Annotated in this window: 22 protein-coding genes; 11 read left to right on the forward strand and 11 right to left on the reverse strand. The window is 63.2% G+C overall.

Annotation, left to right across the window (positions count from 1 at the left end):
- Positions 1 to 10: 10 nt before the first annotated feature.
- Positions 11 to 1,042 (reverse strand): Gfo/Idh/MocA family protein, encoded by a 1,032-nt coding sequence (locus PYR71_RS08640; protein WP_275619003.1) that lies wholly within the window; start codon positions 1,040 to 1,042, stop codon positions 11 to 13.
- Between the two features lie 137 nt (positions 1,043 to 1,179).
- Between PYR71_RS08640 and PYR71_RS08645 the strand changes: the two genes are divergently transcribed.
- From PYR71_RS08645 to PYR71_RS08680, 8 genes are all read left to right on the forward strand, one after another.
- Complete coding sequence (locus PYR71_RS08645) at positions 1,180 to 2,220, forward strand: substrate-binding domain-containing protein (protein WP_275619004.1); 1,041 nt, start codon at positions 1,180 to 1,182, stop codon at positions 2,218 to 2,220.
- A gap of 158 nt (positions 2,221 to 2,378) precedes the next feature.
- Positions 2,379 to 3,989, forward strand: a complete 1,611-nt coding sequence (locus PYR71_RS08650; protein ID WP_275619005.1) for an ABC transporter substrate-binding protein — start codon at positions 2,379 to 2,381, stop codon at positions 3,987 to 3,989.
- Positions 3,990 to 4,029: 40 nt separating this feature from the next.
- Positions 4,030 to 5,019 (forward strand): ABC transporter permease, encoded by a 990-nt coding sequence (locus PYR71_RS08655; protein ID WP_275619006.1) that lies wholly within the window; start codon positions 4,030 to 4,032, stop codon positions 5,017 to 5,019.
- Entirely contained in the window at positions 5,016 to 5,849 is an 834-nt protein-coding gene (locus PYR71_RS08660) for an ABC transporter permease (RefSeq protein WP_275619007.1), read from the forward strand. Before PYR71_RS08655 ends, PYR71_RS08660 begins: the two co-directional genes overlap by 4 nt.
- Positions 5,846 to 6,640 (forward strand): ABC transporter ATP-binding protein, encoded by a 795-nt coding sequence (locus PYR71_RS08665; RefSeq protein WP_275619008.1) that lies wholly within the window; start codon positions 5,846 to 5,848, stop codon positions 6,638 to 6,640. The genes PYR71_RS08660 and PYR71_RS08665 overlap by 4 nt, the downstream gene beginning before the upstream one ends.
- Positions 6,637 to 7,416 carry an ABC transporter ATP-binding protein gene (locus PYR71_RS08670; protein ID WP_275619009.1) on the forward strand — a complete coding sequence of 260 codons (780 nt, stop codon included), beginning with the start codon at positions 6,637 to 6,639 and terminating at the stop codon, positions 7,414 to 7,416. The genes PYR71_RS08665 and PYR71_RS08670 overlap by 4 nt, the downstream gene beginning before the upstream one ends.
- 11 nt (positions 7,417 to 7,427) lie before the next feature.
- Entirely contained in the window at positions 7,428 to 8,522 is a 1,095-nt protein-coding gene (locus PYR71_RS08675; RefSeq protein ID WP_275619010.1) for an aminotransferase class V-fold PLP-dependent enzyme, read from the forward strand.
- A 65-nt stretch (positions 8,523 to 8,587) separates the two neighbouring features.
- The gene (locus PYR71_RS08680; protein ID WP_275619011.1) at positions 8,588 to 9,457 is read left to right on the forward strand and encodes a glycerophosphodiester phosphodiesterase; all 870 of its coding nucleotides are present in this window, start codon (positions 8,588 to 8,590) and stop codon (positions 9,455 to 9,457) included.
- A gap of 55 nt (positions 9,458 to 9,512) precedes the next feature.
- Here the strand turns inward: PYR71_RS08680 and PYR71_RS08685 are convergent, their stop codons facing one another.
- From PYR71_RS08685 to PYR71_RS08715, 7 genes are all read right to left on the reverse strand, one after another.
- Positions 9,513 to 10,334: an inositol monophosphatase family protein gene (locus PYR71_RS08685; RefSeq protein WP_275619012.1), complete on the reverse strand. Its 822-nt coding sequence runs from the start codon at positions 10,332 to 10,334 to the stop codon at positions 9,513 to 9,515.
- Positions 10,334 to 11,338 (reverse strand): LacI family DNA-binding transcriptional regulator, encoded by a 1,005-nt coding sequence (locus PYR71_RS08690; RefSeq protein WP_275619013.1) that lies wholly within the window; start codon positions 11,336 to 11,338, stop codon positions 10,334 to 10,336. The genes PYR71_RS08685 and PYR71_RS08690 overlap by 1 nt, the downstream gene beginning before the upstream one ends.
- A complete protein-coding gene (locus tag PYR71_RS08695; RefSeq protein WP_275619014.1) occupies positions 11,322 to 12,101 on the reverse strand; it encodes a glycerophosphodiester phosphodiesterase in 780 nt (259 codons plus the stop codon). The genes PYR71_RS08690 and PYR71_RS08695 overlap by 17 nt, the downstream gene beginning before the upstream one ends.
- Positions 12,101 to 13,156: an ABC transporter ATP-binding protein gene (locus tag PYR71_RS08700; RefSeq protein ID WP_275619015.1), complete on the reverse strand. Its 1,056-nt coding sequence runs from the start codon at positions 13,154 to 13,156 to the stop codon at positions 12,101 to 12,103. Before PYR71_RS08700 ends, PYR71_RS08695 begins: the two co-directional genes overlap by 1 nt.
- The gene (locus tag PYR71_RS08705; RefSeq protein WP_183916713.1) at positions 13,156 to 13,998 is read right to left on the reverse strand and encodes a carbohydrate ABC transporter permease; all 843 of its coding nucleotides are present in this window, start codon (positions 13,996 to 13,998) and stop codon (positions 13,156 to 13,158) included. The genes PYR71_RS08700 and PYR71_RS08705 overlap by 1 nt, the downstream gene beginning before the upstream one ends.
- Before the next feature lie 2 nt (positions 13,999 to 14,000).
- A complete protein-coding gene (locus PYR71_RS08710) occupies positions 14,001 to 15,302 on the reverse strand; it encodes a carbohydrate ABC transporter permease (protein WP_275619016.1) in 1,302 nt (433 codons plus the stop codon).
- A gap of 67 nt (positions 15,303 to 15,369) precedes the next feature.
- Positions 15,370 to 16,716, reverse strand: coding sequence for an extracellular solute-binding protein (locus PYR71_RS08715; RefSeq protein ID WP_275619017.1), 1,347 nt, complete (start codon positions 16,714 to 16,716; stop codon positions 15,370 to 15,372).
- Between the two features lie 248 nt (positions 16,717 to 16,964).
- Here PYR71_RS08715 and PYR71_RS08720 point away from each other — a divergent pair, with 248 nt between their 5' ends.
- Together PYR71_RS08720 and PYR71_RS08725 are read left to right on the forward strand one after the other, a co-directional pair.
- Positions 16,965 to 17,423 (forward strand): YbaK/EbsC family protein, encoded by a 459-nt coding sequence (locus PYR71_RS08720; protein ID WP_183916707.1) that lies wholly within the window; start codon positions 16,965 to 16,967, stop codon positions 17,421 to 17,423.
- A gap of 74 nt (positions 17,424 to 17,497) precedes the next feature.
- Positions 17,498 to 18,511: a Tim44 domain-containing protein gene (locus PYR71_RS08725; protein WP_275619018.1), complete on the forward strand. Its 1,014-nt coding sequence runs from the start codon at positions 17,498 to 17,500 to the stop codon at positions 18,509 to 18,511.
- Positions 18,512 to 18,531: 20 nt separating this feature from the next.
- On the opposite strand, the gene PYR71_RS08730 is transcribed toward PYR71_RS08725, so the two are convergent.
- A complete protein-coding gene (locus PYR71_RS08730; RefSeq protein ID WP_275619019.1) occupies positions 18,532 to 19,563 on the reverse strand; it encodes a hydroxyacid dehydrogenase in 1,032 nt (343 codons plus the stop codon).
- 294 nt (positions 19,564 to 19,857) lie between these two features.
- Here PYR71_RS08730 and PYR71_RS08735 point away from each other — a divergent pair, with 294 nt between their 5' ends.
- The gene (locus tag PYR71_RS08735) at positions 19,858 to 20,457 is read left to right on the forward strand and encodes a HupE/UreJ family protein (protein ID WP_275619020.1); all 600 of its coding nucleotides are present in this window, start codon (positions 19,858 to 19,860) and stop codon (positions 20,455 to 20,457) included.
- 104 nt (positions 20,458 to 20,561) lie between these two features.
- Here PYR71_RS08735 and PYR71_RS08740 read toward each other — a convergent pair whose 3' ends face one another.
- Both PYR71_RS08740 and PYR71_RS08745 read right to left on the reverse strand, forming a co-directional pair.
- Positions 20,562 to 22,565, reverse strand: a complete 2,004-nt coding sequence (locus PYR71_RS08740; RefSeq protein ID WP_275619021.1) for an aldo/keto reductase — start codon at positions 22,563 to 22,565, stop codon at positions 20,562 to 20,564.
- Between the two features lie 35 nt (positions 22,566 to 22,600).
- Positions 22,601 to 23,683 carry an ABC transporter ATP-binding protein gene (locus tag PYR71_RS08745; RefSeq protein ID WP_275619022.1) on the reverse strand — a complete coding sequence of 361 codons (1,083 nt, stop codon included), beginning with the start codon at positions 23,681 to 23,683 and terminating at the stop codon, positions 22,601 to 22,603.
- Between the last annotated feature and the right edge of the window lies 1 nt (position 23,684).

The following is a 23,684-nucleotide window of genomic DNA, read 5'->3' on the forward strand; positions in this document are numbered from 1 at the left end:
TCACGTCTTCCTATGCTGAAATTTCGATGCGCCGGCCGGTCTTGGCGCTTTCGATGGCGCCGAAGACCATGGCGAGGCTTCTGATATTGTCGGAATTGACCGTTTCGGGCTGCCCGCCGCTGCGGATCGCCGCAATGAAATCGGCGATGACGCTGGCGTGGCCGTGCGTTTCGGCATCGTGTTCCGGACCGGGAACGTTTACGGAGGCAGCTCCGCGCAGGAGGCCGGGCTCGCCGTCGGCCACGGCCGCCTTGAAACTCTCCTCGCCATCCCAGGTCAGCATTCCCTTCGAGCCGACGAGGCGCCACTGGCTTTCCCAGCTGGTGCGCTCGCCTTCGGCGCACCAGGAGCCGCGATAGGTGAAGACGATATCGTCGGAAAATTCGAAGATGGCATTGGCCGAGGCGCCATGCCGGTACCATGACCCCTTTGGATTGCGCTCGACGCAATAAACGGCGAGCGGCTTCCTGTCGGCGACATAGCGGGCGGCATCGAAGGTGTGGATCGCCATGTCGAGAAGCAGCACATTGTCCATCTCCTCGCGGAAGCCGCCGAAGTGCGGCGCAAGGAAGAAGTCACAATGGATGGCGGTAAGATCGCCGATTGCGCCACTGTCGACGAAACGGCGAAGGCGCCGGATGCCGGAGATGAAGCGGCGGTTCTGGATGACGGCGTGGATGCGGCCGGTCTCTGCGGCGAGATCGATCAGCGCGGTCCCCTCGGCGAGCGAGGCAGCCATCGGCTTTTCGCTGAGCACATGGCAGCCGGCCTTAAGTGCGGTCGACACGACATCGTAACGGGCGGACGGAATGACGATGTCGAAGACCAGATCGGCCCTCGTCGCCGCGATGACCTCGGAGAGATCCGAACCGATGACGCTGTCGAGGCCGAACTCGGCGGCGAGCTGTTCCGCCGTGTTGCGGTTGAGGTCGACGAGGCCGACGATGGTGATGGTATCGGCGAGATCAGGGTTGGACGCGATGGCGCGCAACCAACCTTTGGACATAGCTCCGCACCCGCACAGAATGGCACTGAATTTCACGATTTCCTCCGAGGGAATGGCGCCAACTCTCCTCGTGACACGCACTCCGTAAACGTTTACGACTGTAGGCGAAAACATTTTGCAGTGTCAATAGAGGCCACCTGCGAAATTTACGGCCCAGGAGGGAATCGCAGCCGATGAAGGGAATCCGCCAGCTTGCCGAACACCTGGCTATTTCGATCGGCACGGTGTCCCGCGCCCTGAACGGCAGGCCGGATGTTAATGAGGAAACGCGCCGTCGTGTGCTGGCGGCGGCCGAGGCGCTCGGCTATGTCGCCAATCAGTCGGGGCGCAGCCTGAGACAAGGAGAGACGAAGGTTATCGGCCTGATGATCGAATCGAGCGCGGAGGCGGTCGAAAACGCTGACAATTTCTTCCTCGGCGTCACCAGCGGCCTGCAGCATGTCTTTACTCGCCACAAGCTTGATCTTCTTCTGCTGCCCTGCCCGAGCGATGAAGACGCGTGCGAATATCTGAAGCGCATGGTAGCGCGGCGTGTCGTGGATGCGATGATCATCTCCAATATGCAGCGCGTCGATCGCCGTGTCGATTTTCTCTCGCGGGCAAGGATCCCGTTCATCGCCGTCGGGCGCAGCCTTTCGGCCGGCAACTTCCCCTGGATCGACCTTGACTTCGAAGGCGTCGCCGAGCGCGCCGTCGAACGGCTGGTCGCGCGCGGCCACCGCCGGATCGCGATTACGGCGCCGTCGAGCGAGGTCAACCTCGGCTACGTCTTTGTCGAGAGCTATCGCCGTGCGCTCGAACAGTATGGTCTTCCCTTCGACCCGTCGCTCGTCATCCGCGTCAAATCGAGCGAACAGGGCGGCTACCAGGCGGCCCGTGAGCTGCTGCTGCTTGAGGACCGGCCGACCGCAGTGATCCTGATCTACGAGCTGATGGCGATCGGCTTATACCGCCGCCTGATGGAATCGGGCGTCCTGCCCGGCCGCGATCTTGCGGTGATCGGCTTCCGCGATGCCCCGCGCGCCCGGTTTCTGCAGCCCTCGCTCAGCTGCTTCCGGATGTCGCTCTACGATCTCGGCGTTGCGCTCGGCCAAATGCTGCTCGCCCGCATGCCGGCCTATCGAGCCCTCTATTCCGATGCCGGTGGCAACAGAATCTGGCCACTCGAACTGGTGGCAGGAGAAAGCGACGCGTTTCGGCTGACGAATGCCTGAGGGTTGCCGGCTTCGGCCTCCCGCGCGAGTACTCAGAGGATATAATGGCTGGGTGACAAAAAATGTCTCGCGGAGCCCGATCATTCGAATTTAATCTCTATGCCAACCGGTATTTCGGGCCGAATATGGTAGCTGGTTTCGATCGATCAGGAGGGGTCATGATAGTGTCATCTATCTCGCGGCGCACGCTGATGAAGGGCACTGCTCTGCTGCTAGCCTCGACGGCGCTCGCCCGCCAGACGCTCGCCCAGACCGCGCCTGGCGGCGGGAGACTGGTTGTTGCGGCCGATTCCGAGCCCAAGAACCTCAACCCTGCCATCGTCGCTTCGAACGGTGTCTTTTTCATCGCTAGCAAGGTGATCGAACCACTGGCCGAAGCCTCGTTCGACGGCAAGGACGGGCTTGCGCCGCGCCTTGCCACCTCCTGGGAAGGCTCGGCCGACGGCCTTTCCGTCACCTTCAAGCTGCGCGACGGCGTCACCTGGCATGATGGCAAGCCGTTTACTTCGGTCGATGTCGCCTTCTCCGCCCTCAACATCTGGAAGCCGCTGCAGAATCTCGGGCGCCTGGTCTTCGCCAATCTCGAAGCCGTCGATACGCCCGACGACTACACCGCCATCTTCCGCTTCTCCAAGCCGACACCGTTCCAGCTCATCCGCAATGCCCTGCCCGTCGTCACCAGCGTCGTCGCCAAACACATCTTCGACGGCAGCGATATCGCCGCCAATCCTGGTAATAACAAGCTCGTCGGCACCGGGCCGTTCAAGTTTGCCGAACACAAACCCGGCGAATACTACCGGCTGACGCGCAATGAGAATTATTGGGACAAGGACCAGCCGAAACTCGATGAGATCGTTTTCCGCGTGCTGCCCGACCGCGCGTCGGCGGGTGCGGCGCTCGAAGCCGGCGAAATCCAGCTGGCCGCCTTCTCGGCCGTGCCGCTGGCCGATCTCGATCGCATCTCCAAGGTCGACGGCATCAAGGTGATCTCGAAAGGCTACGAGGCCTTGACCTACCAGCTCGTCGTCGAGATCAATCACCGCCGCAAGGAGCTCGCCGACCTCAGGGTCCGCCAGGCGATCGCGCACGCCATCGACAAGAAATTCGTGGTCGACACGATCTTCCTCGGTTATGCCGCCGCCGCCACAGGTCCGGTGCCGAAGAATGCGCCGGAATTCTATACGTCCGATGTCGCGACCTATGACTTCAATCCGGCGGCCGCCAACGATATTCTCGAAAAGGCGGGTTATGCCAAGGGGGCGGACGGCAGCCGCTTCAAGCTGAAGCTCCGCCCCGCGCCCTATTTCAACGAGACCCGCCAGTTCGGCGATTACCTTCGCCAGGCGCTTGCCGCGATCGGCATCGATGCCGAAATTATCAATGCCGATGCGGCCGCGCACCAGAAGGCTGTTTATACCGACCACGATTTCGACCTCGCCGTCGCCCCGCCGGTGTTCCGCGGCGATCCGGCGATCTCCACCACCATTCTCGTTCAGTCCGGTACCCCTGATGGCGTTCCCTTCTCCAACCAGGGCGGTTATGCCAATCCCGAGCTCGACAGGATCATCAAGCAGGCCTCCGAAACAGTCGACACGGCGACGCGCACCGATCTCTACCGCAAGTTCCAGCAGCTCGTCGTCGCCGATCTGCCGCTGATCAACGTTGCGGAATGGGGCTTCATCACCGTCGCCCGCGACACCGTCCTCAACGTGGCGAACAATCCGCGCTGGGCCGTCTCGAACTGGGGCGATACCGTGCTGCAATCGTGATAGGATCGGCGGCAATTCTCTTCCGGAGGTCTTATCCGGCGTGAAACGCGCAATCCTCCTCCTGCGGCGTAGGGCGATCAGCAGCCTTCCAGTGCTGCTGATCGTGGTGATCTTCACCTTTTTCCTGCTTGAATCCGCCTCGGGCGATGCAGTCGATGCCTATTTGGGCGCGATCGGCGGCGGCGATGCGGCACTCAGGCAAACGCTGCGCGAGAGCTACGGCCTCGACCGGTCCGTGCTGGCACGGCTCTGGCTCTATCTTTCCTCGCTAGCGCAGCTCGATCTCGGCTGGTCGGTCGCCTTCGACCGGCCGGTCGGCGCGCTCATCGCCGAGCGCCTGCCCAATACGCTGCTGTTGATGGGCAGCGCGACGGCGCTTTCTTTCGGCCTTGGTTCCGCGCTCGGCATCCTCGCCGGGGCGCGGCCGGGAAGCTTGCGCGACCGGCTGCTGTCGATCGGCTCGCTGATCGTCTATGCCATTCCGAGCTTCTGGCTCGGCCTGGTCCTGAGCATTGCCTTTTCGGTGAGGCTACGCTGGTTTCCGATCGCCGGAATCGAGACGATTGCTTCGGGCAAGACCGGGTTTTCCCGTGCCCTCGACATATCAGCTCACCTGGTCCTGCCGGTCGGCGCCCTTGCCCTGATCTATCTCGCCTTGTTCCTGCGGGTGATGCGGGCCGGCATGGCTGGGGCCTGGAAATTGGATTTCGTCCTTTTCGCCCGCGCCAAGGGCCTGTCGCGCAGCCGCATCGTGCTGCGCCATGTGGCGCGCAATGCGCTGCTGCCGCTCGTCACCATGCTCGGGCTGCAATCGGCGGCCATGCTCGGCGGCAGCGTGGTCATTGAGAGCGTCTTTGCGATCCCAGGTTTCGGGCGCCTGGCACAGGAGGCGGTCAACGGCCGCGATGCGCCGCTGTTGATGGGCATCGTCGTCACCAGCGCTGTTCTCGTCATTTCGGTCAATTTCCTCGTCGATCTTATCTATGCCGCGCTCGACCCGCGCATCGGCGCTTCGGAGGGTGGCGCATGAGCCGTCTCCAGCGTTTGCTCGGCACGTGGGAAGGCATTGCCGGATTTGCGATCCTTGTCATCCTGCTGTCGGCCGGGCTGCTTGCCCCCGCCATTTCGCCCGGCGATCCGCTCAGGATCGCCGGGCGGGCGCTGCTTGCGCCCTTCACCGACGCGGCCTTTCCACTTGGCACGGATCGCCTCGGACGTGATGTGCTCGCCGGCCTGCTCTATGGCGCGCGAACCTCGATTGCCGTCGGCCTCGCGGCAGCTTTTTCGGCGATGGTCCTCGGCGTCTGCGTCGGCATGGCGGCCGGATTTTCCGGCGGGTTCGTCGACGAGGCGTTGATGCGTGTGGTCGACGCCTTCCAGATCGTGCCGGGCTTCCTGCTTGCCCTCGCCTTCGTCAGCACCATCGGGGTATCGACCCCGATCGTCGTGCTTGCCATCGCGCTTGGCGCCTGGGCCGATCCGGCGCGGCTGACGCGCGCCCAGGTGCTGGCGATCCGCGAGCAGGATTACGTCGCCTCGGCAAGAGTGATCGGCATGCATCCCGCAGAAATCGCCTTCCGCGAGATCCTGCCGAACGCGCTGCCGCCGGTGCTGGCGCTTTCCGCTACGATCGTCGCCGGCGCGATCCTCACCGAGGCGGCGCTTTCCTTTCTTGGCCTCGGCAATCCGAATATCGCCACCTGGGGTTCGATGATCGCCGAAGGCCGCAGCGTGCTGCGCTCGGCCGCCTATCTCTCCGTCCTGCCGGGCGCAGCACTTGCCGTGACTGTGCTCGGCGTTCATCTCTTCAGCGAAGGTCTCGGCAAGGCGCTTGGCGATGACGGCGGGAGGGCGGCATGAGCGGCATTTTCTGCAGCCTCCGGCAGCTTTCGGTCACCTATCGGCGCGGCAAGAACAATGCGACCGCGCTCGATCGTATCGATCTCGATATTGCCGCCGGCGAGAGGCTGGCGATCATCGGCGAAAGCGGCTCCGGCAAGAGCACGCTCGCCCGGGCGCTCGCCGGTCTGCTGCCCGAGGGAACGAAAGTCACCGGCGAGATGCTCTGGCCCGCCCTCGGCCACCCGCCCCGCCCGGGCCGCGATTTCGGCTTCGTCTTCCAGGATCCCGGCACGAGCCTCAATCCCGTCCTGACGATCGGCGAGCAAATTGCCGAAGGCGCCAGGCGCCACCTCGGCCTCGGCTGGAAACAAGCCTCTATCCGAGCCGAGGAACTGCTCGGGCGGGTGCGGATGCCGCAGCCCGACAAGACGATGCGGGCCTTTCCGCATCAGCTTTCAGGCGGCCAGCGCCAGCGTGTGGCGATCGCTGCGGCGATCGCTGCAAGGCCCGCGCTGCTGATCGCCGACGAGGCGACGAGCGCGCTCGACGTGGTGGTCCAGGCCGAGATCGTCCGCCTGCTCGACGGGCTGGTGCGCGAGGACGGCATGACGCTGCTTTTCATCACCCACGACATCGCACTCGCCTCCGGATTCGTCGACCGGATCGCCGTCTTCCGCGATGCGCGTCTCGTCGAGGCCGGTCCCGTGCGTTCGGTGCTTTCGGCGCCCGTGAGCAACTATACCGCCGCTCTCATCGCCAGCCATCGCGACCTCGCGACGCCACCCCTGATCGAAGAGCTGGCGCCATGAATCCTCTGCTGTCCATAGAAAACATCTCGAAGCGCTTTTCTTCCGCGGACCGCCGGGTCGCCGCGCTCGACAATGTTTCGCTGACGATCGCAGCCGGGGAAACGCTCGGTCTGGTCGGCGCCTCCGGCAGCGGAAAATCGACGCTGTCGCGTATCCTGCTGCGGCTTCTCCCCTGTGATGCCGGTGCGATCCGTTTTGAGGGAGAGGATTGGCTGACGCTGAGAGGCGCTGCCTTGCGCCGCAGGCGGGCGCGCATGCAGATGGTGTTCCAGGATCCGCTGGCCGCCTTCAACCCGCTGGTGACGGTCGGTTCGGTGCTTGACGACCCTTTGCGCATCCACGGCGTCGTGTCGAAAAACCGGCGTGCCGGCGAGATCGCCATGCTCCTCGAACGTGTCGGCCTGCCTGCCGATTATGCCCGCCGGCCGGTCCGCGCGCTCTCCGGCGGCCAGCGCCAGCGTGTGGCGATTGCCCGGGCGATCGCTACACGGCCCTCGCTGCTGGTGCTCGACGAGGCGGTCTCGGCGCTTGACGTCACGGTGCGCGGCAGGATCCTCGAACTTTTGGTCGAGTTCCAGAAGGAGCATGGAATTGCCTGTCTGTTCATTTCGCACGATCTTGCCGTGGTGCGCGCTGTTTCCCACCGCATCGCCGTCATGGACGGCGGCCGGATCGTCGAGACCGGTCCGGCCGTGGCCGTTGTCGCCGCACCGCAATCGGCTGCCGGCCGCGCGCTCGTGGCAGCCGTTCCTCGTCTTGTGACCGAACCGCTGTGAAGGAGGCGTCCATGTTCGATCTCGGTTGGAATCCCCTGCTCGGCGCGCCTTTGTACCCCGCGGAGCGCTACGCCGTGCTCGCTGACGGAATCGGCCGCATTCTGCGCTGCCGGGGTGACGTCGTGCTGGTGCAGGCAGAGGCGGTGGTGGCGCTGGAAGCGGTGGCAGCCAGTCTCGCGCGTCCCGGCCTTTCGGCCCTCAACCTCGTCACCAGTCCCTATGGTGGCTGGTTCGGGCAATGGCTGCGGCGAGGCGGCGCAACCGTTCGGAATCTCGTCGCCGAGCCGGGCTTGCCGATCGAGATCGACGGCGTCGCCAAAGCGCTCGATGCCGGCCCTCATATCGATGTGCTCGCCGTGGTTCACGCGGAATCTGCGAGCGGCATTCTCAACCCGCTGCCAGAGATACTCGCGCTTGCGCGCGCCCGCGGCATCGTCACCGTCGTCGATGCGGTCGCCTCGGTCGGCGGGCATCGGCTAGAGGTCGACGATCTCGGCATCGACATTGCGGTGATCGGCCCGCAAAAGGCGCTCGGCGGTCCGGCGGGTGTCTCTGCGCTCTCCGTCAGCCCGCGTGCCTGGGATCTCGTTCTCAAGGGCGGCGCGCCGCGCGACTCGATCCTGTCGCTGGCCGATCTGAAGCGCTGGATCGACGACGGTCGGCGCACCTTGCCCGGAACGCCGGCGCCGCTGGAATTCTTTGCGCTGGAGGCGGCTCTCGACCGCATCGAGGTCGAGGGCCTGGAGAATGTGATTGCCCGCCATGCGCTGGCGGCATCGGCGACGTCGGCCGGGCTCGCCGCACTCGGCGCCCCGGCCTGGGTGCCGACGGTAAAAGCGTCGAACCTGGTGACGGCGGTGCCGTTGCCGGAGGCACTGGAACCGGCTTCGGTGATCGCGGCCGCGGGGCGGCTGGGAGTCGAGCTGACGGAAGCCGTGGGAACCGCGCCCGCCCGCCTCGTGCGGCTGAACCACACAGGCCCGCGCGCCGCATTCCAGACAGTGCTCTCAAATGTCGTGGGCTACGGCGCAGCCCTCACGCAGGCCGGCCGTCCCGCCAATATCGCCGCCGCTGCAGAGGCGATAGCCGCAGCCTACAGTCGCTGAATCTTATGTTCGGATCTTGATAATCGCGGCTGTCCAAGGCAGGAGAGTGTCATCGCGGAGACCGGATGCAGATGACGAAAATGCTGGATGCGCAGGGCCTGGAGATTTTGCACGAGGGGCATCGCACCCGTCTGAAATGGCACCGGCTGCGCAAACGTTTTGCCGATCCGCTGTTCTCCGCGGGCGTGATGGCGGAGGGATTTGCCGCAGGCGCCTCGATGGAACTCGATCTGCGCGTGCGCGCCGACGGCGGTTTCGTCGTGCTGCACGACGAGGACCTCGAAGGGGAAACGACCGGTCATGGACCGATCGCCGAAAAGCGCCTCAGTGACCTCCGCGATATCAGGATGCAGGGGGGCGACCGGCCGCTCATCCTCAGCGAAGACCTCGCCGCCATGCTGCAAGCGGCCCACCCGGCCGCACTGCTGCAATTCGACATGAAGGACGACTACGAGGCGATCGGCGTGCAGGGCATCGCGCATCTTGCCGCGCAGTTCCAGGAGATCGCCGCCTCGGTGATCGTCAGCGCCGGCAGTTTCGACCTCATCGTCGCGGTCAAGGAGAAGCTTCCTCATCTCCTGCGCGGCATCGATCCCACGGACAAGCTCTACGGGATCAGGAAGGCCGACGGCTGGAAGGCTGTCGAGATCGAACTGCGCGCCGATTTGCGCGGTCCGACCGAACCGGACACGGTCTATCTCCACTGGCCGCTGATCCTTGATGCCGCCAATGAGGGTCTCGACATAATCGCGCTCTGCCAGGACGCAGGCAAACGCGTCGACGCCTGGACCTTTACCCTGAAGCATCCCGAGGCCGGTTTCAGCGAAGCGGAATGGGGGAACTTCCAGGCGCTGATGGCGCTGAAGCCGGATCAGATCACCACCGACGAGGCGCCGGCGACCGAACGCGCCTGGAGCCGCCGGATGGCCGGCTAACCTGTCCGGAAATGTGCAGCCGTTCCGGATGATGGCATGCCTTAAGCAACGGCTTTTAGCCGGCGACTGACAGTCCCTCGATGTCGAGGATGAAGGCGAATTCGCCGGCAAGCCCCGGCGCGTGGGCGATGACCGGCCCGCCTTCCGCAAGCAGCTTGTCGATCGGCGGCATCGCCACCACAGCGCCGGCCTCTTCGGCGATCAGCGCGCCGGCAAGCATGTCCCAGGCATTGAGATGGCGTTCATAATAGAGGTCGGCGACGCCCTCGGCCACGCGAACCAGGTCGATGGCAGCCGCGCCCATACGGCGATAGTCGATGCCGCGCTCGTGCAGCCTTCTGGAGAGTGCGAGATAATCGTCGAAACTCGTTTTGCGGGAATGGCCGAGGATGACCAGCGCATTGGCTGGATCGTCGGTTGCGGCGGCACGAATGGCAAGCCCATCCTGAAAGGCGCCGCCGCCGCGCATAGCATGGAAGACCTTGTCCTCGGCAGCGTCGTAAACCACGCCGATCTCGGTCCTGCCGCCGGCGACGAAAGCGATCGAGACGCCCCAATGCCGGAAGCCCCTGATGTAATTGGTCGTGCCGTCGATCGGATCGACGACCCAGGTGCCGACCCCGTCCGACAGTCCGCCGCTTTCCTCTCCCATGAACGTATCATCCGGAAAGCGCGAGAGGAGCCCGTGGCGGATCGTCTGTTCGGCCCTCTTGTCGGCGACCGTGACGAAATCCTGCAATCCCTTGTTTTCGACGGCGAGGATGCCGGGGTCAGAGTCGCGCCGAAACCGGACCGCTTCCCGTCCGGTCTCGAGGGCAACGGCGATCGCGACCTCCGCCCGGGCCCGGATGGCAGCGGCATCGAATGCGGAATTCATCAAGCAGTCCTTCTTCTTATCAGTGTCACCGGCGTAAATTCGACGCGCGCCGCCAGATCCGGCTCGGCTATCCGGCTCATCAGCAGATCGACGGTCTGTTCGGCCTGGATATCGCAAGGTTGGCGGATCGTTGTTAGCTCATAGGCGGTCCAGCTCGCCTGCGGAATATCGTCATGGCCGATAACGGAGATCGGCGGTACGTCGTCGCGGCTACGGCCCAGCATGATGCGGTCGAGGACGCCGCAGGCCATGAAGTCGTTGGCGCAGAACAAGCCGTCAATGCCGGATGCGGCAAGTTCGCCGGCCGCATCATAGCCGCTCCGGTAATCGTTGATCCTGATCTGCAGAAATTGCGGCTCGGCGCCGAGCTGCTTGCAGCGGGCAATGAAGGCCTCGCTGCGCCGCCGCGCCGTATAGGATATGGCGGGAGCGGCCATCACGGCGGGCTTTCGCACGCCGCTTTCGATCAAGTGCGTGGCGGCGAGATGGCCGGCCATGCGGTCGTCCGAGATGATGCGATCGACAAAGGGAATGTCATTGCCCTTGTTGATCAGGACGATCGGCACGCCTTCGGCCGCACATTGCTCGCAGATCGTGGTCGGCGGTGCGTCCGAGGTGACGATGACGCCGGAGACGGCGTAGTGCAGCAACTGGCCGATAACCGTCGACGTATCCGCCTCCTGCGAGGTCGGCAGCAGGATCGGGCGGAAATTGCGGGCAAGCAGCACTCTCGCCAGATGCTCGATCTGCAATGTGCGGAACGGATTGTCGAGGCCGGCGGCGACGACGCCGACGAGATCGGAGCGTTTGTTGGTGAGGCTTCGGGCGAGGTAGTTCACCCGGTAGCCGAGCTCCTTGGCAGCCTGATAGACCTTTTCGCGGGTCTTCGGCGAGACGCTGGCATCCGGCGTGAAGGCACGTGAGACGGCGGCGCGCGAGACGCCGGCCACCCGCGCCACATCGAAGGAGGTTACCTTGCGCGGTCCCTTATCCCTGTCTGGCAACTGCTTTTTCCCTCTCTGCCGACGGCCGCATCAGATCTGGCAGATCCGTGCAGATGCCGAGAACCGGAAGCTTCATGATGTCGTCGAGAATGGGCGGCCGCTCCTCGTGCCAGAGCACGATCTCGCGGCCCGCTTCGAAGGCACGCCGCATCAGTGCGTCGGTTATCAGGTCCTGCGGACGCTCGCCTGCTCTCTCCCAGCAGAGATGCAGAATATCGGCGCCCGCCTCGTCGCCCAGCGCATGCGGATCGTGGCCGACGCGGATAAGCACCGAAAGCGGGAAATCGCAGCCCGCATCCCTGAGTTCGCGCACCTGTGTCGTATCGAAGGAGCCGAGGCAGGCAAAACGCTGGTTCATTTCGGCAAGATGGCGCCAACAGAGCAGGCCGGTCCCGGACGCCTTCAGTTCGACATAGAGACCCGTTCCGGTCTCACGGGCGAGAGCGGCGACCTCCGAAAAGCGCGGCACGTCGACGCCGTCAAGGGCGGCGAGCTCGGCGGCCGTCATTTCGGAAATGCGTCGGTCGATGCCGAAGACGCGTTCGAGATGGTCGTCATGCGAGACGACGACCACGCCGTCGCCGGTCAGCTGCGTGTCGAGCTCCCACATCTCAGCGCCGAGTTCGGCAGCGCGGCGGAAGGCGGCGAGCGTGTTCTCGCGTTCATGGCCGCTGGCGCCGCGATGGCCGATGCAGAAGGGAAACCGGCCCATGGCCGCTGGCCAGCCATAGCGCTCGAAAAAAGCCGAAAAATCGCGAGTCATCAAATCCTCCTGCCATTTTCGTCGAAGACGAACACGCCACGGCTGTCGATCGCCCAGGTGACATGGTCGCCGACATGGATATCATTACGCACCGGCTGAATCGAACGCAGCAGCGGGCCACCCGCAAGAGCAACGTCGTAGAGGTTTTCGCGGCCCTGTGTCTCGGCGAAGGTGACCTTGCCGGTGACGGGGGTATCACCTGCCGGTGTGAAATGCTCGGGCCTGACGCCAAGCATCAGCTTGCTGCCCTCGGCGGCGCCGACGGTGCCTGGCAGCGGCACGCGGATCTCACTCTCGGGGATGATGAAGACACCTTTGTTCATGACGCCACGCAGGAAGGTGATCGGCGGATTGCCGAGGAAGCCCGCGACGAAGGCGGTTTTCGGGTCATTGTACATTTCGGCGGGCGTTGCGATCTGGACGATCTCGCCTTCCTTCATGATGGCGATGCGGTCGCACATGCTCATCGCCTCCACCTGGTCATGGGTGACGAGAATGGCGGTGATGCCGGTCTCGCGCTGCAGCCGGCGGATTTCCGAGCGCATTTCGAGGCGCAGCTTGGCGTCGAGATTGGCGAGCGGTTCGTCGAGCAGCAGCACATCGGGCTTGCGGATCAGGGCGCGGGCCAGCGCCACGCGCTGCTGCTGGCCGCCGGAAAGCTGCGCCGGTCGGCGTTCCATGAGATTGCTGATGTGAACGAGCCCGGAAATACGATTGACCTCCTTGCGTATGTCGCTGGCGTTGACGCCCTTCACCTTGAGGGGAAAACCGATGTTTTCGGCAACGGTCATGTGCGGATAGAGCGCATAGGACTGGAAGACAACGCCGACATTGCGGGCCTGGCTCGGCAGGTCGGTGACGTCGCGGTCGCCGAAGAGGATGCGTCCGCTGGTCGGCCGGTGGATACCGCAGACCGCGAAAAGCGTCGTCGATTTGCCGCAGCCGGAAGGCCCGAGCAGCGCCAACATCTCGCCGTCGCGGACTTCGAGCTGCATGTTCTCGATGACCTTGGTGGAACCGAAGCTCTTCGAAAAATTGTCGAGGAGGATGCGCATCAGCCTTTGCTCCCGCCGCCGTAGATGTTCATCAGATATTTGTTGAAGAGCGCGTACGCGATCAGCACCGGAATGAGGTAGAAGAGGCCGACAGCCTTGAACATATTGAAATCGTAATTGTTGTCGTCGGCGAGGAAGCCGGCGAGATAGACCGACAGCACCTGCACGTCATTGCCCGGCGCCAGCACCTGCGGCAGGATGAATTCGCCCCAGCCGGCGAGGAAGGAGAACAGGCCGAGCGCCATGATGCCGGGTTTGACCTGCGGCAGTACGAGGCTGCGCCAGACGCGGAAGCGCGAGGCACCGTCGACCACGCCGGCCATTTCGATTTCCCAGGGCACGGTGTCGTAGAAGCCCTTCATCAGCCAGATGCCGAGCGGCAGGTCGATCGCCGCCTTCACTAGGATGACACCGATCAGCGAATTGTAGAGGCCGATCATCTGCAGCACGATGAAGATGGCGATGATCAGCGTGACCGACGGGAAGGCATGCAGCACCATGACGCCGGCGAGGAAGAAACCGCGCGCCGGCACGTTCAGTCGCGACAGCACATAGCCGGCCATCGACGAGACGATGAGCACGAGGCTGGTGGTGCAGGCCGAAAACAGCAGCGTATTCACCGTCACCTGCCAGATATTCGCCTTGCCCCCCGTCGTCTGCCACAGGAAACGCCAGTGATTGAGCGTCAGGCCGGAGGGCAGCAGCGCATCCGGCTGCTTCACGGTCACGGTGTCGAGGAACAGATAGACATACATCAGGAGCAGCGGCAGGCTGACGACGGTGAGCGTCGTTATGACGGGCCAGCTGCGATAATTTGCCGAGGGCTGCGATTGTTCGGCCATGGTCAGTCCTCGATCAGGGGCTTGGCGACAAGCGTGCCGTAGTTGAAGACGCGCAGATAAAGGAGTGACAGGGTCACGCCGATGACGACGAGCACCAGCGCCATGGCCGCGCCCAGCCCGTATTCGAGATTGCCGGCATAATTCCTGAGCGCGGTGTGATAGGCGGAGAGCGCCCAGACCTCGGTCGTGTTGCCCGGTCCGCCATTGGTGGCGAGGAGGATTTCATTGAAGGAGGCGAGCAGCGACAGCGTCTGGTAGCAGGTGACGAAGAGGATCGGCCAGCGCATCTGCGGCAGGACGATGTAGCGGATCTGCTGCCAGCGGGAGGCGCCGTCGACCTCGCTCGCATAGAACTGGCTCTTCGGAATGGCCTTCATTGCCGAGGAGAACACCAGCATGCCCATCGAGGCGCCGATGAAGCCGTTGATCAGCACGACGAAGAACCAGGCATTATAAGCGTTGTCGAGCAGGTAGTTCTTCGGGGGATAGCCGAACTTGCCCATCAGGATCGAAATGAAACCGGTATCCCAGGCGAGCCATTTCCACAGCAGGACATAGATGACGACGGGGGTGATGCGCGGCAGAAGCCAGATGCCGCGAAAGATCGAGGCCGGCGTCGGCGGCATATAATGCGTCCAGATGGCGAGCAGCAGCGCATAGCCGACATTGAAGAGCGTCAGCACCAGCGCGACGTAGAGCGCGGTGTTGAAGAGAACCCGCGCCATATCAGGGGAGGTGGCGATGCGGGAGAAATTGTCGGTCGTCCAGGTCCAGCCGGTATAGGTGGCCTCGGCCACAGTTTCCTTCTGTTCCTGCGTCAGCTTGAGATCTAGGTTGTCCAACGCCGAAAACAGCTGTTCCTTGCTGTCGAAACGGGTGTTGACGACGGAGCGATTGAACTGTTCGGAGATCTGTTTGACCTCGCGCGTCGAAGGCCGGTCGGCGAGCTCCTTGATCATGCGCTCGGCTTCGCGGCGCGTCGGGAAGACCTCGCCGGCATGTTTGGCGCGCAGCTCCGCGGCGATACCAGGCGGAAGGCCGAGACCCTCGACGGCCTTGAGGCCCGCCTCGTCGACGGCGTAGCGCGGTTCGGCCATCTCGGCGGCAATGTCGGGCATGGCCGACTTCAGTGCGATGAGGGAATTGGGTGCGATCTGATAGACGCCGCCGGAAATGCCGGTTGCGGTCGTCATATTAGTCATCGAGAAGACCGCGGTCAAAACGACCGGCATCAGGAAGAACAGGACGATCATGATCGCGGCAGGCGCGATCATCACCAGTCCAAGCGTTCTGGACGATTTCATGGAAGCCTCCTCGCAGGACCGACCGGGCGGCGGCGAGGTCGCCGCCGCCCGGAAGAGTGCTTCGACTTTAGCGGATGACGATCTTGTCGCCGAGCGTGCTCTTCAGCTCGTTCTCGGCATCGCCGATGGCGGCGTCGACGGTCTTGGCGCCGGTCCAGGATGCTTCGAGGTTCTTCCACATGATGTTCCAATATTTGCCGAAATCGGAATCATTCGGCATCGCATTGGCATGCGGCAGCAGGCGCTCGGTGGCTTCGCGAGCCCAGCGGTCGTCCGCATAGAAGTCCACTTCGGCTTCAGCTTTCGAGATGCCGAGATGGGCGGACTTGATCGCATGCAGCGCGTTGATGCGCGGTTCGGAGGCGATCGTGATCAGCTGAGCGGCGATCTGCGTATCTTCATCGCTGTGTCCTGCGGTCACCATGTAGACGAGCGGATGCGTCAGCGTGTTGGCCTTGCCGCCCTCGCCGGCCGGGATCAGCGTGAAGACGATGTTGTCGAAGAAATCCTTCAGGCCTTCCTGGTTGACGAGACGGGCATAGTGCCAGGTGCCGGCGTCCCAGATGCCGGCCTTGCCGGTGGCGACTTCCTTCCACCACTGATCACCCGGCATGCCAATATGGTTCTTCTTGGTGACGCCTGCCTTAACGGCATCGGAGATGAACTGATAGGTGCGGGTCATGGCCGCCTTGTCAAAGACGAGCTTGCCGTTTTCTTCCATCGTGCCGCCGAAGCTCGTGTAGAACTGCCAGTAGTCAGGACCGTTGCTGGGGCGCGGATAGAAACCGTAGCCGGGCTGGACGAGACCCTTGTCCTGCATCTTCTTGGCGTCTTCGAGCAGGTTCTTCATCGTGTACTTGCCGTCCTGAACGTTCTGCGGCAGTGCATCGAGATCGGCGTCGCTATAACCGATCGCCTTCATGTAAGGCTTCCAGAAGAACATCGGGCGGGATTCGGCATCCTGCGGAATGCCATAGACGGTGCCGTTGTAAGAGGCGATCTGCATCAGGTTTTCGTAGATGCCGTTGAGCGGCCAGGCGTCGAGATCAACATGATCCTCGATCGGAACGATAAGGCCGGCCTGCGACCAGGGTGCGATATCTTCATGACCGCTGGCGACGATGTTCGGGGCGGTCTTGGCCTCCGCGGCAAGCGTCAGCGCCTGCTTGAAATCGTCCCAGCCGGAATAGGACTTCTTCTCGATGGTGATCTTCAGGTCTTCACCCTTGAGCGCGGCTTCGCGCTGCAGCTGCTGGGCTGCGATCTCGATGGCGTCGAGGCGATAGGTGTCGTTCGGACCGGTGCCGCCGGCCCAGACGCTGATAGTAACGTCCTTGGCAAGTGCAAAGGCGGAGGTCGAGGCCAAGATGGCGGCCGCGATCGTAAGGGATTTCAACGTCGGCAAAATGGTCATTTTCTTCGTCTCCCTGGAAGAGCAGTGTGAAGCCTCTTGACGGGTCAGCACTGTCGCTTGACGGCCGTTCCGAAACCCCACGAAAACGTGACATGTCCCGCTCTATGGGCTCAACGTAACGGCCGAATGACAAAATTGAGCACGTGTGCAAAATTATTATGACGATGTCCGAAAGACTTGCAAGCGACGGTTTTCAGCGGGCATCTTTTGCGCTTCAAATTGCGCTTATGCTGGGCTAGCATCACGTCATGAGCCTTGAATCCGTCCGCGCCTTCCTCCGTGCGCATGCCCCTGATATCGACATCATCGAAACCGCCGAGAGTTCCTCGACGGTTGCCCTTGCCGCCGAGGCCCATGGCGTCGAGCCCGCCCAGATCGCCAAGACGATCTGCCTGCGCGTCGGCGAGCAGATGATGTTGGTTGTCGCCGGCGGGACGGCCCGCCTCGACAATCGCAAGTTCAAGGACACGTTCGGGGCCAAGGGGCGCATGCTCGATGCCGAAGAGGTCGTGGCGGTCACCAGCCATCCGGTTGGCGGTGTCTGCCCCTTCGGCCTGCCCTCGCCGCTGCCGATCTATTGCGATATTTCGCTGAAACGCTTCGACGAAGTCGTTCCGGCGGCAGGCTCGACCAATTCGGCTGTCCGCATCGCCACAGGACGACTTGCCGAGCTGATCGGCGCCAGCTGGGTCGATGTTTGTCAATAAAATCTTCAAACAGAGGAAAGACGACCTATATTCTATCCCGACATGCCGTGATTGTGCATGACAGGAGACCAGGAATGCCGAGTACCGTTTCGCGTTTTGCCAAGATGGCGGCCATTGCCGTACTGACGAGCGCTACCGTTTTTGCCACGATCAGCGATGCCGATGCGCGCCGCGCCGGCGGCTTCGGCGGGTTTGGAAGCCGCGGCACCCGTACATTCAGCGCGCCTCCGGTAACCCGCACGGCGCCTGCCCCGGCTGCCCCCATTGAACGGTCGATGACGCCGCGCCCGCAAACGACAGCGCCCTATAGCACGCAGCAGTCCGGCTACGCCCAGCAGCGCCCCGGTTTCTTCAACGGCTTCGGCCGTTCGATGATCGGCGGCCTGATCGCCGGCGGTCTCCTCGGCATGCTGCTCGGCCACGGTTTTGGCGGCGGCTTCGGCTTCCTCGGCATGCTGCTGCAGATTGCCCTGATCGGCGGCGCCATCATGCTCGCCATGCGCTATTTCGCCCATCGCCGCCAGCCTTCCTATGGCGTAGGCGGTCAGAGCCGGTCCTACGGCCAGTCCTTCAACATGGCGCCCACGAACAATTCGTCGTTCCAGATCCCGGCGATCGGCTCGGGCACCGGTTACGGCGGACAGTCGCGCGGCAACCGCCCGAGTGACGAGATCGGACTGGCACAGGCCGATCTCGATCAGTTCGAGGAATTGCTGACCAGCATTCAGACTGCTTACGGCGCTGAGGATTATGGCACCCTGCGTCGGCTGACGACGCCCGAGGCCATGTCCTATCTTGCCGAGGAACTCGGCGAAAACGCCACCAACGGCGTGCGCAACCGCGTCTCCGACGTCAAGCTGCTGCAGGGCGATATTGCCGAGGCCTGGCGCGAAGACGGCCAGGAATATGCGACGCTCGCCATGCGTTACTCTTCGATCGACGCCCTCGTCGAACGCGACAGCGGCCGTGTCGTTTCCGGTGACGACCGTCACCCGAGCGAGAGCACGGAGGTATGGACCTTCGTGCGCAAATCGGGCGCTGACTGGAAGCTCGCCGCGATCCAGGGGACCGAGCAGCGCGCTGCCTGAGGTAGCGCGCTTACCCTGGCTTAATTCACCGCGACCGGTTTGGAGCGCATGCGGGAGACCGTCTCGCGTTCCGCCCGCTTGCAGCGCATCGGCGGCAAGCCACGGTCCACCAGGTCCATATCTTCCAGCACCATGTCGCCCATCTTCTTGAAGGCGCTGTCGAGGGCGCCGGCCCGATGCGCCGAGCGGATGAAGCCTTTCAGGCTGCGCACCGGATGATCGGGCGGCAGCGGTTCTTGCGGATAGACGTCGCTCGCCGCGACGATATGGCCTGACGAGACGGCCGCCATCAACGCATCGAAATCGACGACATCGGCCCGGCTGAGCAGGATGAAGGCTGCACCCTTGCGCATGCCGGCGAAGGCCTCGGCGCCGAGAAATCCCTTGTTTTCGCGGGTGACGGCGGCGACGACGAAGACGAAATCGCTCTTCGTCAGGACATCCTCCAGGCTTGCCGGTTCGACGCCGTTTTCCTCGAGGATCGATTGGGGCAGCCAGGGATCGAACACCCTGATGCGCGCCCTGAAGCCGGACAGCACGCGGCGCAGCGCCCTGCCGAGATCGCCGAAGCCGATAATGCCGATCTCGGAACCGGCGACGAGCCGCGCGCTCGCATTGCCCTCCCCGCCCCACAGCTCGCTGCCTTCGCGAAAGGCAACGTCCGCATCGACGATGCCGCGTGCCAAGGCCAGGGCGAAGCCGAGGCCGATTTCGGCGACCGGCTCCGCAAAGACCTGGCCTGTGGTCACGACATGAATGCCCCGCTGGAAGAGCACCTCATAGGGCATGTTGTTCAAGAGATTGCTTTCGACATTGAGGATCGAGCGCAGGGCCGGCATTCTGGCCAATGTTTCCGCCGAAAGCGGCGGCTGGCCGATGATGTATCGGGTCCTGCCGAGGATATTGTCGCCAAGTTCGGCGACAGTATCCGCATCGGCTTCGACAACTTCATATTTCGCGTGCAGCTCGGCGCGTGCCTTGTCGCTGAAGATCAGATCGAGCGTGCGCGGCTGGGGCGCGCTGATCGCCAGCGGTCGTTCGGCATTTGTCATCGGCGTCTCCTCCGTCTCGGCGGCTTGCGTTTCCTCGGCTGGAGAATTGATACCCTCCGGCCTCAGCCGTTTCCAGCTGGCGGACGAGAAATTGGGGAGCGAACCTTTGGTCGGCGCTGGTTAGAGTGGCCGGAGCAATGGAAAGCGGCATTTGCCTATCAGATAAGCAATTGAATTCTCTTGCTATTCGTGGTTTCTATGTTGACGGTCCGAATTGCTTGAATTAGCTTGAGGCACCTAACATGGGCGCCTCGCCCCCGCAGCAAAATCGCAGCATTGCAAAGGAAACGAACAATGAGGTCAGTACTTAAGAGCAGCCTGCTTGCCGTGGCTGTCGCAGCGCTTCCGGCTGTCGCTTCCGCCCATCCTGCCGTTGGTGACGCCGCCGGCTTCAGCCATGGCTTTGCTCATCCCATGTCCGGCCTCGATCACGTCCTTGCCATGGTGATGGTCGGTGTGGTTGCTTTCCAGCTCGGCGGCCGCGCCATCTGGCTCCTGCCGGTGACCTTCATCTTGATGATGGCGTTTGGCGGAGTTCTCGGCGCTGCCGGCGTTGATCTTCCCTTCGTTGAGACAGGCATTGCACTTTCCGTCGTCACTCTGGGAGGCATGATTGCAATCAATGTCAGGGCGCCGCTCGCCGCGGCGCTCGGCATGGCCGGCCTCTTCGCCATCGTTCACGGCCATGCGCACGGCGCCGAAATGCCAGACGATGCTGCCGGCGCCGCCTATGCGGCCGGCTTCATCGTGGCAACCGGACTGCTGCATGGCGCCGGCCTCGCTCTTGGCTACGTCATCGGCCGCGTCGGCGAACGGCAAGGCGTTCTTGCCATGCGCGCGGCAGGTGGCGTTGCCGCCATATCCGGATTGGGCATCCTGGCCGGTTTGATCTGATCTGTACGGAATCTCCGGACGACGCAGCCGGGAAGAAAGCGTCCGAAATGAGCGAGCAGATATAGAAAGGGCGCGGTGCAAAGCCGCGCCCCTCCCGCCGTTCATCAGCCTTCCAGCCACTTCACCTGATCGGGTGTCAGCTTGATGTCGAGGGCCGAGAGGCTGTCCTCCAATTCGGCGATGGTGCGCGGCCCGATCAGTGGAATGACCGGGAAAGGTTGGGCGATCACGTAGGCGAGCGCGATATGGATGGGGTTGCGGCCGAGCTTGTTGGCAAGCTCGATGGCGCGGTCGCGGCGTCCGAAATTGCGCTCGGAATACCAGACGCGTACAATTTCCTCGTCATCCTTCTTATCGCGGCCGGCGCGGTCGGTGAAGAAGCCGCGGCCTTGGCTGGACCAGGCGAAGTTCGGGATTTGCTTCTCGTTCAGCCACGTCTTCCAGTCGTCATCGGAGGCGGCAACGCAGCCGGCCCAGATCGGATCCAGCATTTCGGCGAGCGAGAAGTTGTTGGAAAGCGCTGCAGGGGCCGTCTTGCCGGTCTTTTCGGCATAGGCGATCGCCTCGTCGAAACGTGCGCGCGTCCAGTTCGAACCGCCGAAGATGCCGCGGATGCGGCCGCGTTTGACCTCGGCGTCCATGGCATCGACGAACTCGCCGACAGGTACGTCGGTATTGTCGCGATGCATGAAATAGATGTCGACATAGTCGGTTTTCAGCCGGGCGAGCGACTGGTCGAGCTGCTTGGCGATCATATCTGGATAGCAGAGCGGTGAATGCGCGCCCTTGCCGATCAGCACGATCTCCTCGCGCGGCACCTTGCGGCTGGTGTGCCAGTCGCCGAAGATCGCCTCCGTTTTGCCGGCGCCATAGACAAAGGCCGTATCGAAGGTGTTGCCGCCGGCCTCGTAGAAGGCGTCGAGCGTCAGTGAAGCGGCGGCGAAGTTCGGGAAAAACTCGAAGCCGAGGGTCACGACCGAAGCGGGCTTGGAAATGCCAGGAATCTGTCGCTGCGGAATGCTGCTGCCCCGCCTGACCGCGCCGCCTGAAATATTGGACGTGCGCTTGACGGCTTTCTCGACGCCATATTCGAGACCAACCGAGGCGCGCCACTGGTCGAGCACGCGCAGGTTTCCGATCGAATCCGCCCAGCTCATTCCGGGAGAACCGAACTCGGTCTTGCCGGCGCCGATGGCGTCGCCCGCCGCGTCTGCCTCGAAGGAATAGAGCCAGCGCTCTTCCCTGACCTCGATCGTCTCCTGTTTGCCGCCCTTGAAGACCTCGATCTTCCCGACACCGCCCCTGTGGCCGGAGGCGAACCAGAAGTCTGCGACTTCGATCCGGCCCTCGGAGCCGATAATGCGCAGCACGTTGTCCTGCTGCGCCAAGATCGAGCAGGAGACCTCGGCGATGATCTCGTTCGGGAATTTGAGCACGGCCGACGCCCATTCGTCGACGCCGCTCTCTCCAAGATGGGCGACGCCCGACACCTTTTCCGGCTCCAGGAAGGCTTTGCCTTCCGCGGCGCCAGCGATCAGTCGCGCCATGGAAACAGGATAGCCGCCGACATCGAGAATGCCGCCGCCGGCGGTATCATTGGCGAAAAGTCGATGCTCCGGCTTATAGCTGCCCATGTTGAAGCCGAAGCTCGAGCGGATAATGCGGATCGTGCCGATGACGCCGCTCTTAATGAGCTCGACCAGCTTCTCCGTCTGCGGATGCAGGCGATACATGAAGGCCTCGCCGGCAAAGACGCCGGCCTTCTTGGCTTCGTAGTAGACGGCTTCAGCATCATAGGCCGAAAGCGCGATCGGCTTTTCGACGAGGATATGCTTGCCGGCGCGCGCCGCCTTGATAGCCCATTCGGCATGGCCGGTATGAGGCACGGAAATATAGACCGCATCGACCTCGGGGTCGGAAAGCAGCGCCTCGTAACCATCGACGATGCGGGCACCGGGGAAGTTTTCCTGCAATCCCGGCTTGGAAGGATTGCGGGTGGCGATCGCGGCCAGTTTACCGGTGCGCGAATGGGCAACGCCATCGGCAAAGGTGCGGGCTATGGTGCCGGGGCCGATGATGCCCCAGCGGATCGATTGATCGGAAGTCATGGAATCCTCTTTCGTCTTTCTGCCTTGGGAGTGGTTCAGCGGCGCCGTTTGCCGGCGTCGTCAAAAAGAAATGTGCGGTTGGCGGGAAGACCGACCGTCAGCGTCTCGCGATTGCCTGATGTGCGCGATTCCGGCCGCTCGATGATCAGCTGTTCATCACCGATCGCGGCATAGATGTAGCTGGTATTGCCGAGGTGTTCGGCGACGTCGATGGCAACGGTGAGATCGGCATCGCCAGCACCGGCATCTACGAAGTGTTCGGGACGGATGCCGAGGGTCACCTTTGCGCCGGTTTCGACAGGGTCGGCGACAGGCAGCGGCAGGCGTGTCGCCGGGTTGCTTTCCAGCGCGATCACCGCCCTACCCGGCTGCGCCTCGACGACCACGGCTTTCAAGAAATTCATCTTCGGTGAGCCGACAAAACCGGCGACGAACTGGTTGGCCGGGTCGTCATAGAGGTCGAGCGGTGCGCCGATCTGCTCGATGTTGCCGGCGCGCAGCACGACGATCCGGTCGGCGAGCGTCATTGCTTCCGTCTGATCGTGGGTCACGTATATCATCGTCGTGCCGAGCTGCTTGTGCAGCCTTGAGATTTCGACGCGCATCTGCACGCGCAACTCGGCATCGAGATTCGAAAGCGGTTCGTCGAACAGGAAGACCTCGGGCTCGCGCACGATGGCGCGGCCGATGGCGACGCGCTGGCGCTGGCCGCCGGAAAGCTGCTTCGGCCGCCGCTTCATCAGTTCGGTGATCTGCAGGATATCGGCGACATGGCTCACGCGCCGCTCGGTATCGGCCTTCGGGTTGCCGTTCATGCGCAAGCCGAAGCTCAAGTTTTCCTCGACCGTCAGGTGTGGATAGAGCGCGTAGGACTGGAATACCATGGCGATGCCGCGATCGGCCGGCTCGACGTCGTTGACGACCTTGCCTCCTATCCGAAGCTCGCCCGATGTAATATCCTCGAGGCCGGCGATCATCCTGAGCAGCGTGGACTTGCCGCAGCCGGAAGGGCCTACGAAGACGACGAATTCGCCGTCCTTCACCTCCAGATTGGCGCCATGGATGATTTCAAAGCCGCCGAAGCGTTTGACGATGTTGGTAAGTGAAAGCTCTGCCATT

This window comes from Rhizobium mulingense (assembly GCF_029194105.1).
In the GTDB taxonomy this organism is placed as follows: Bacteria; Pseudomonadota; Alphaproteobacteria; order Rhizobiales; family Rhizobiaceae; genus Rhizobium; species Rhizobium mulingense.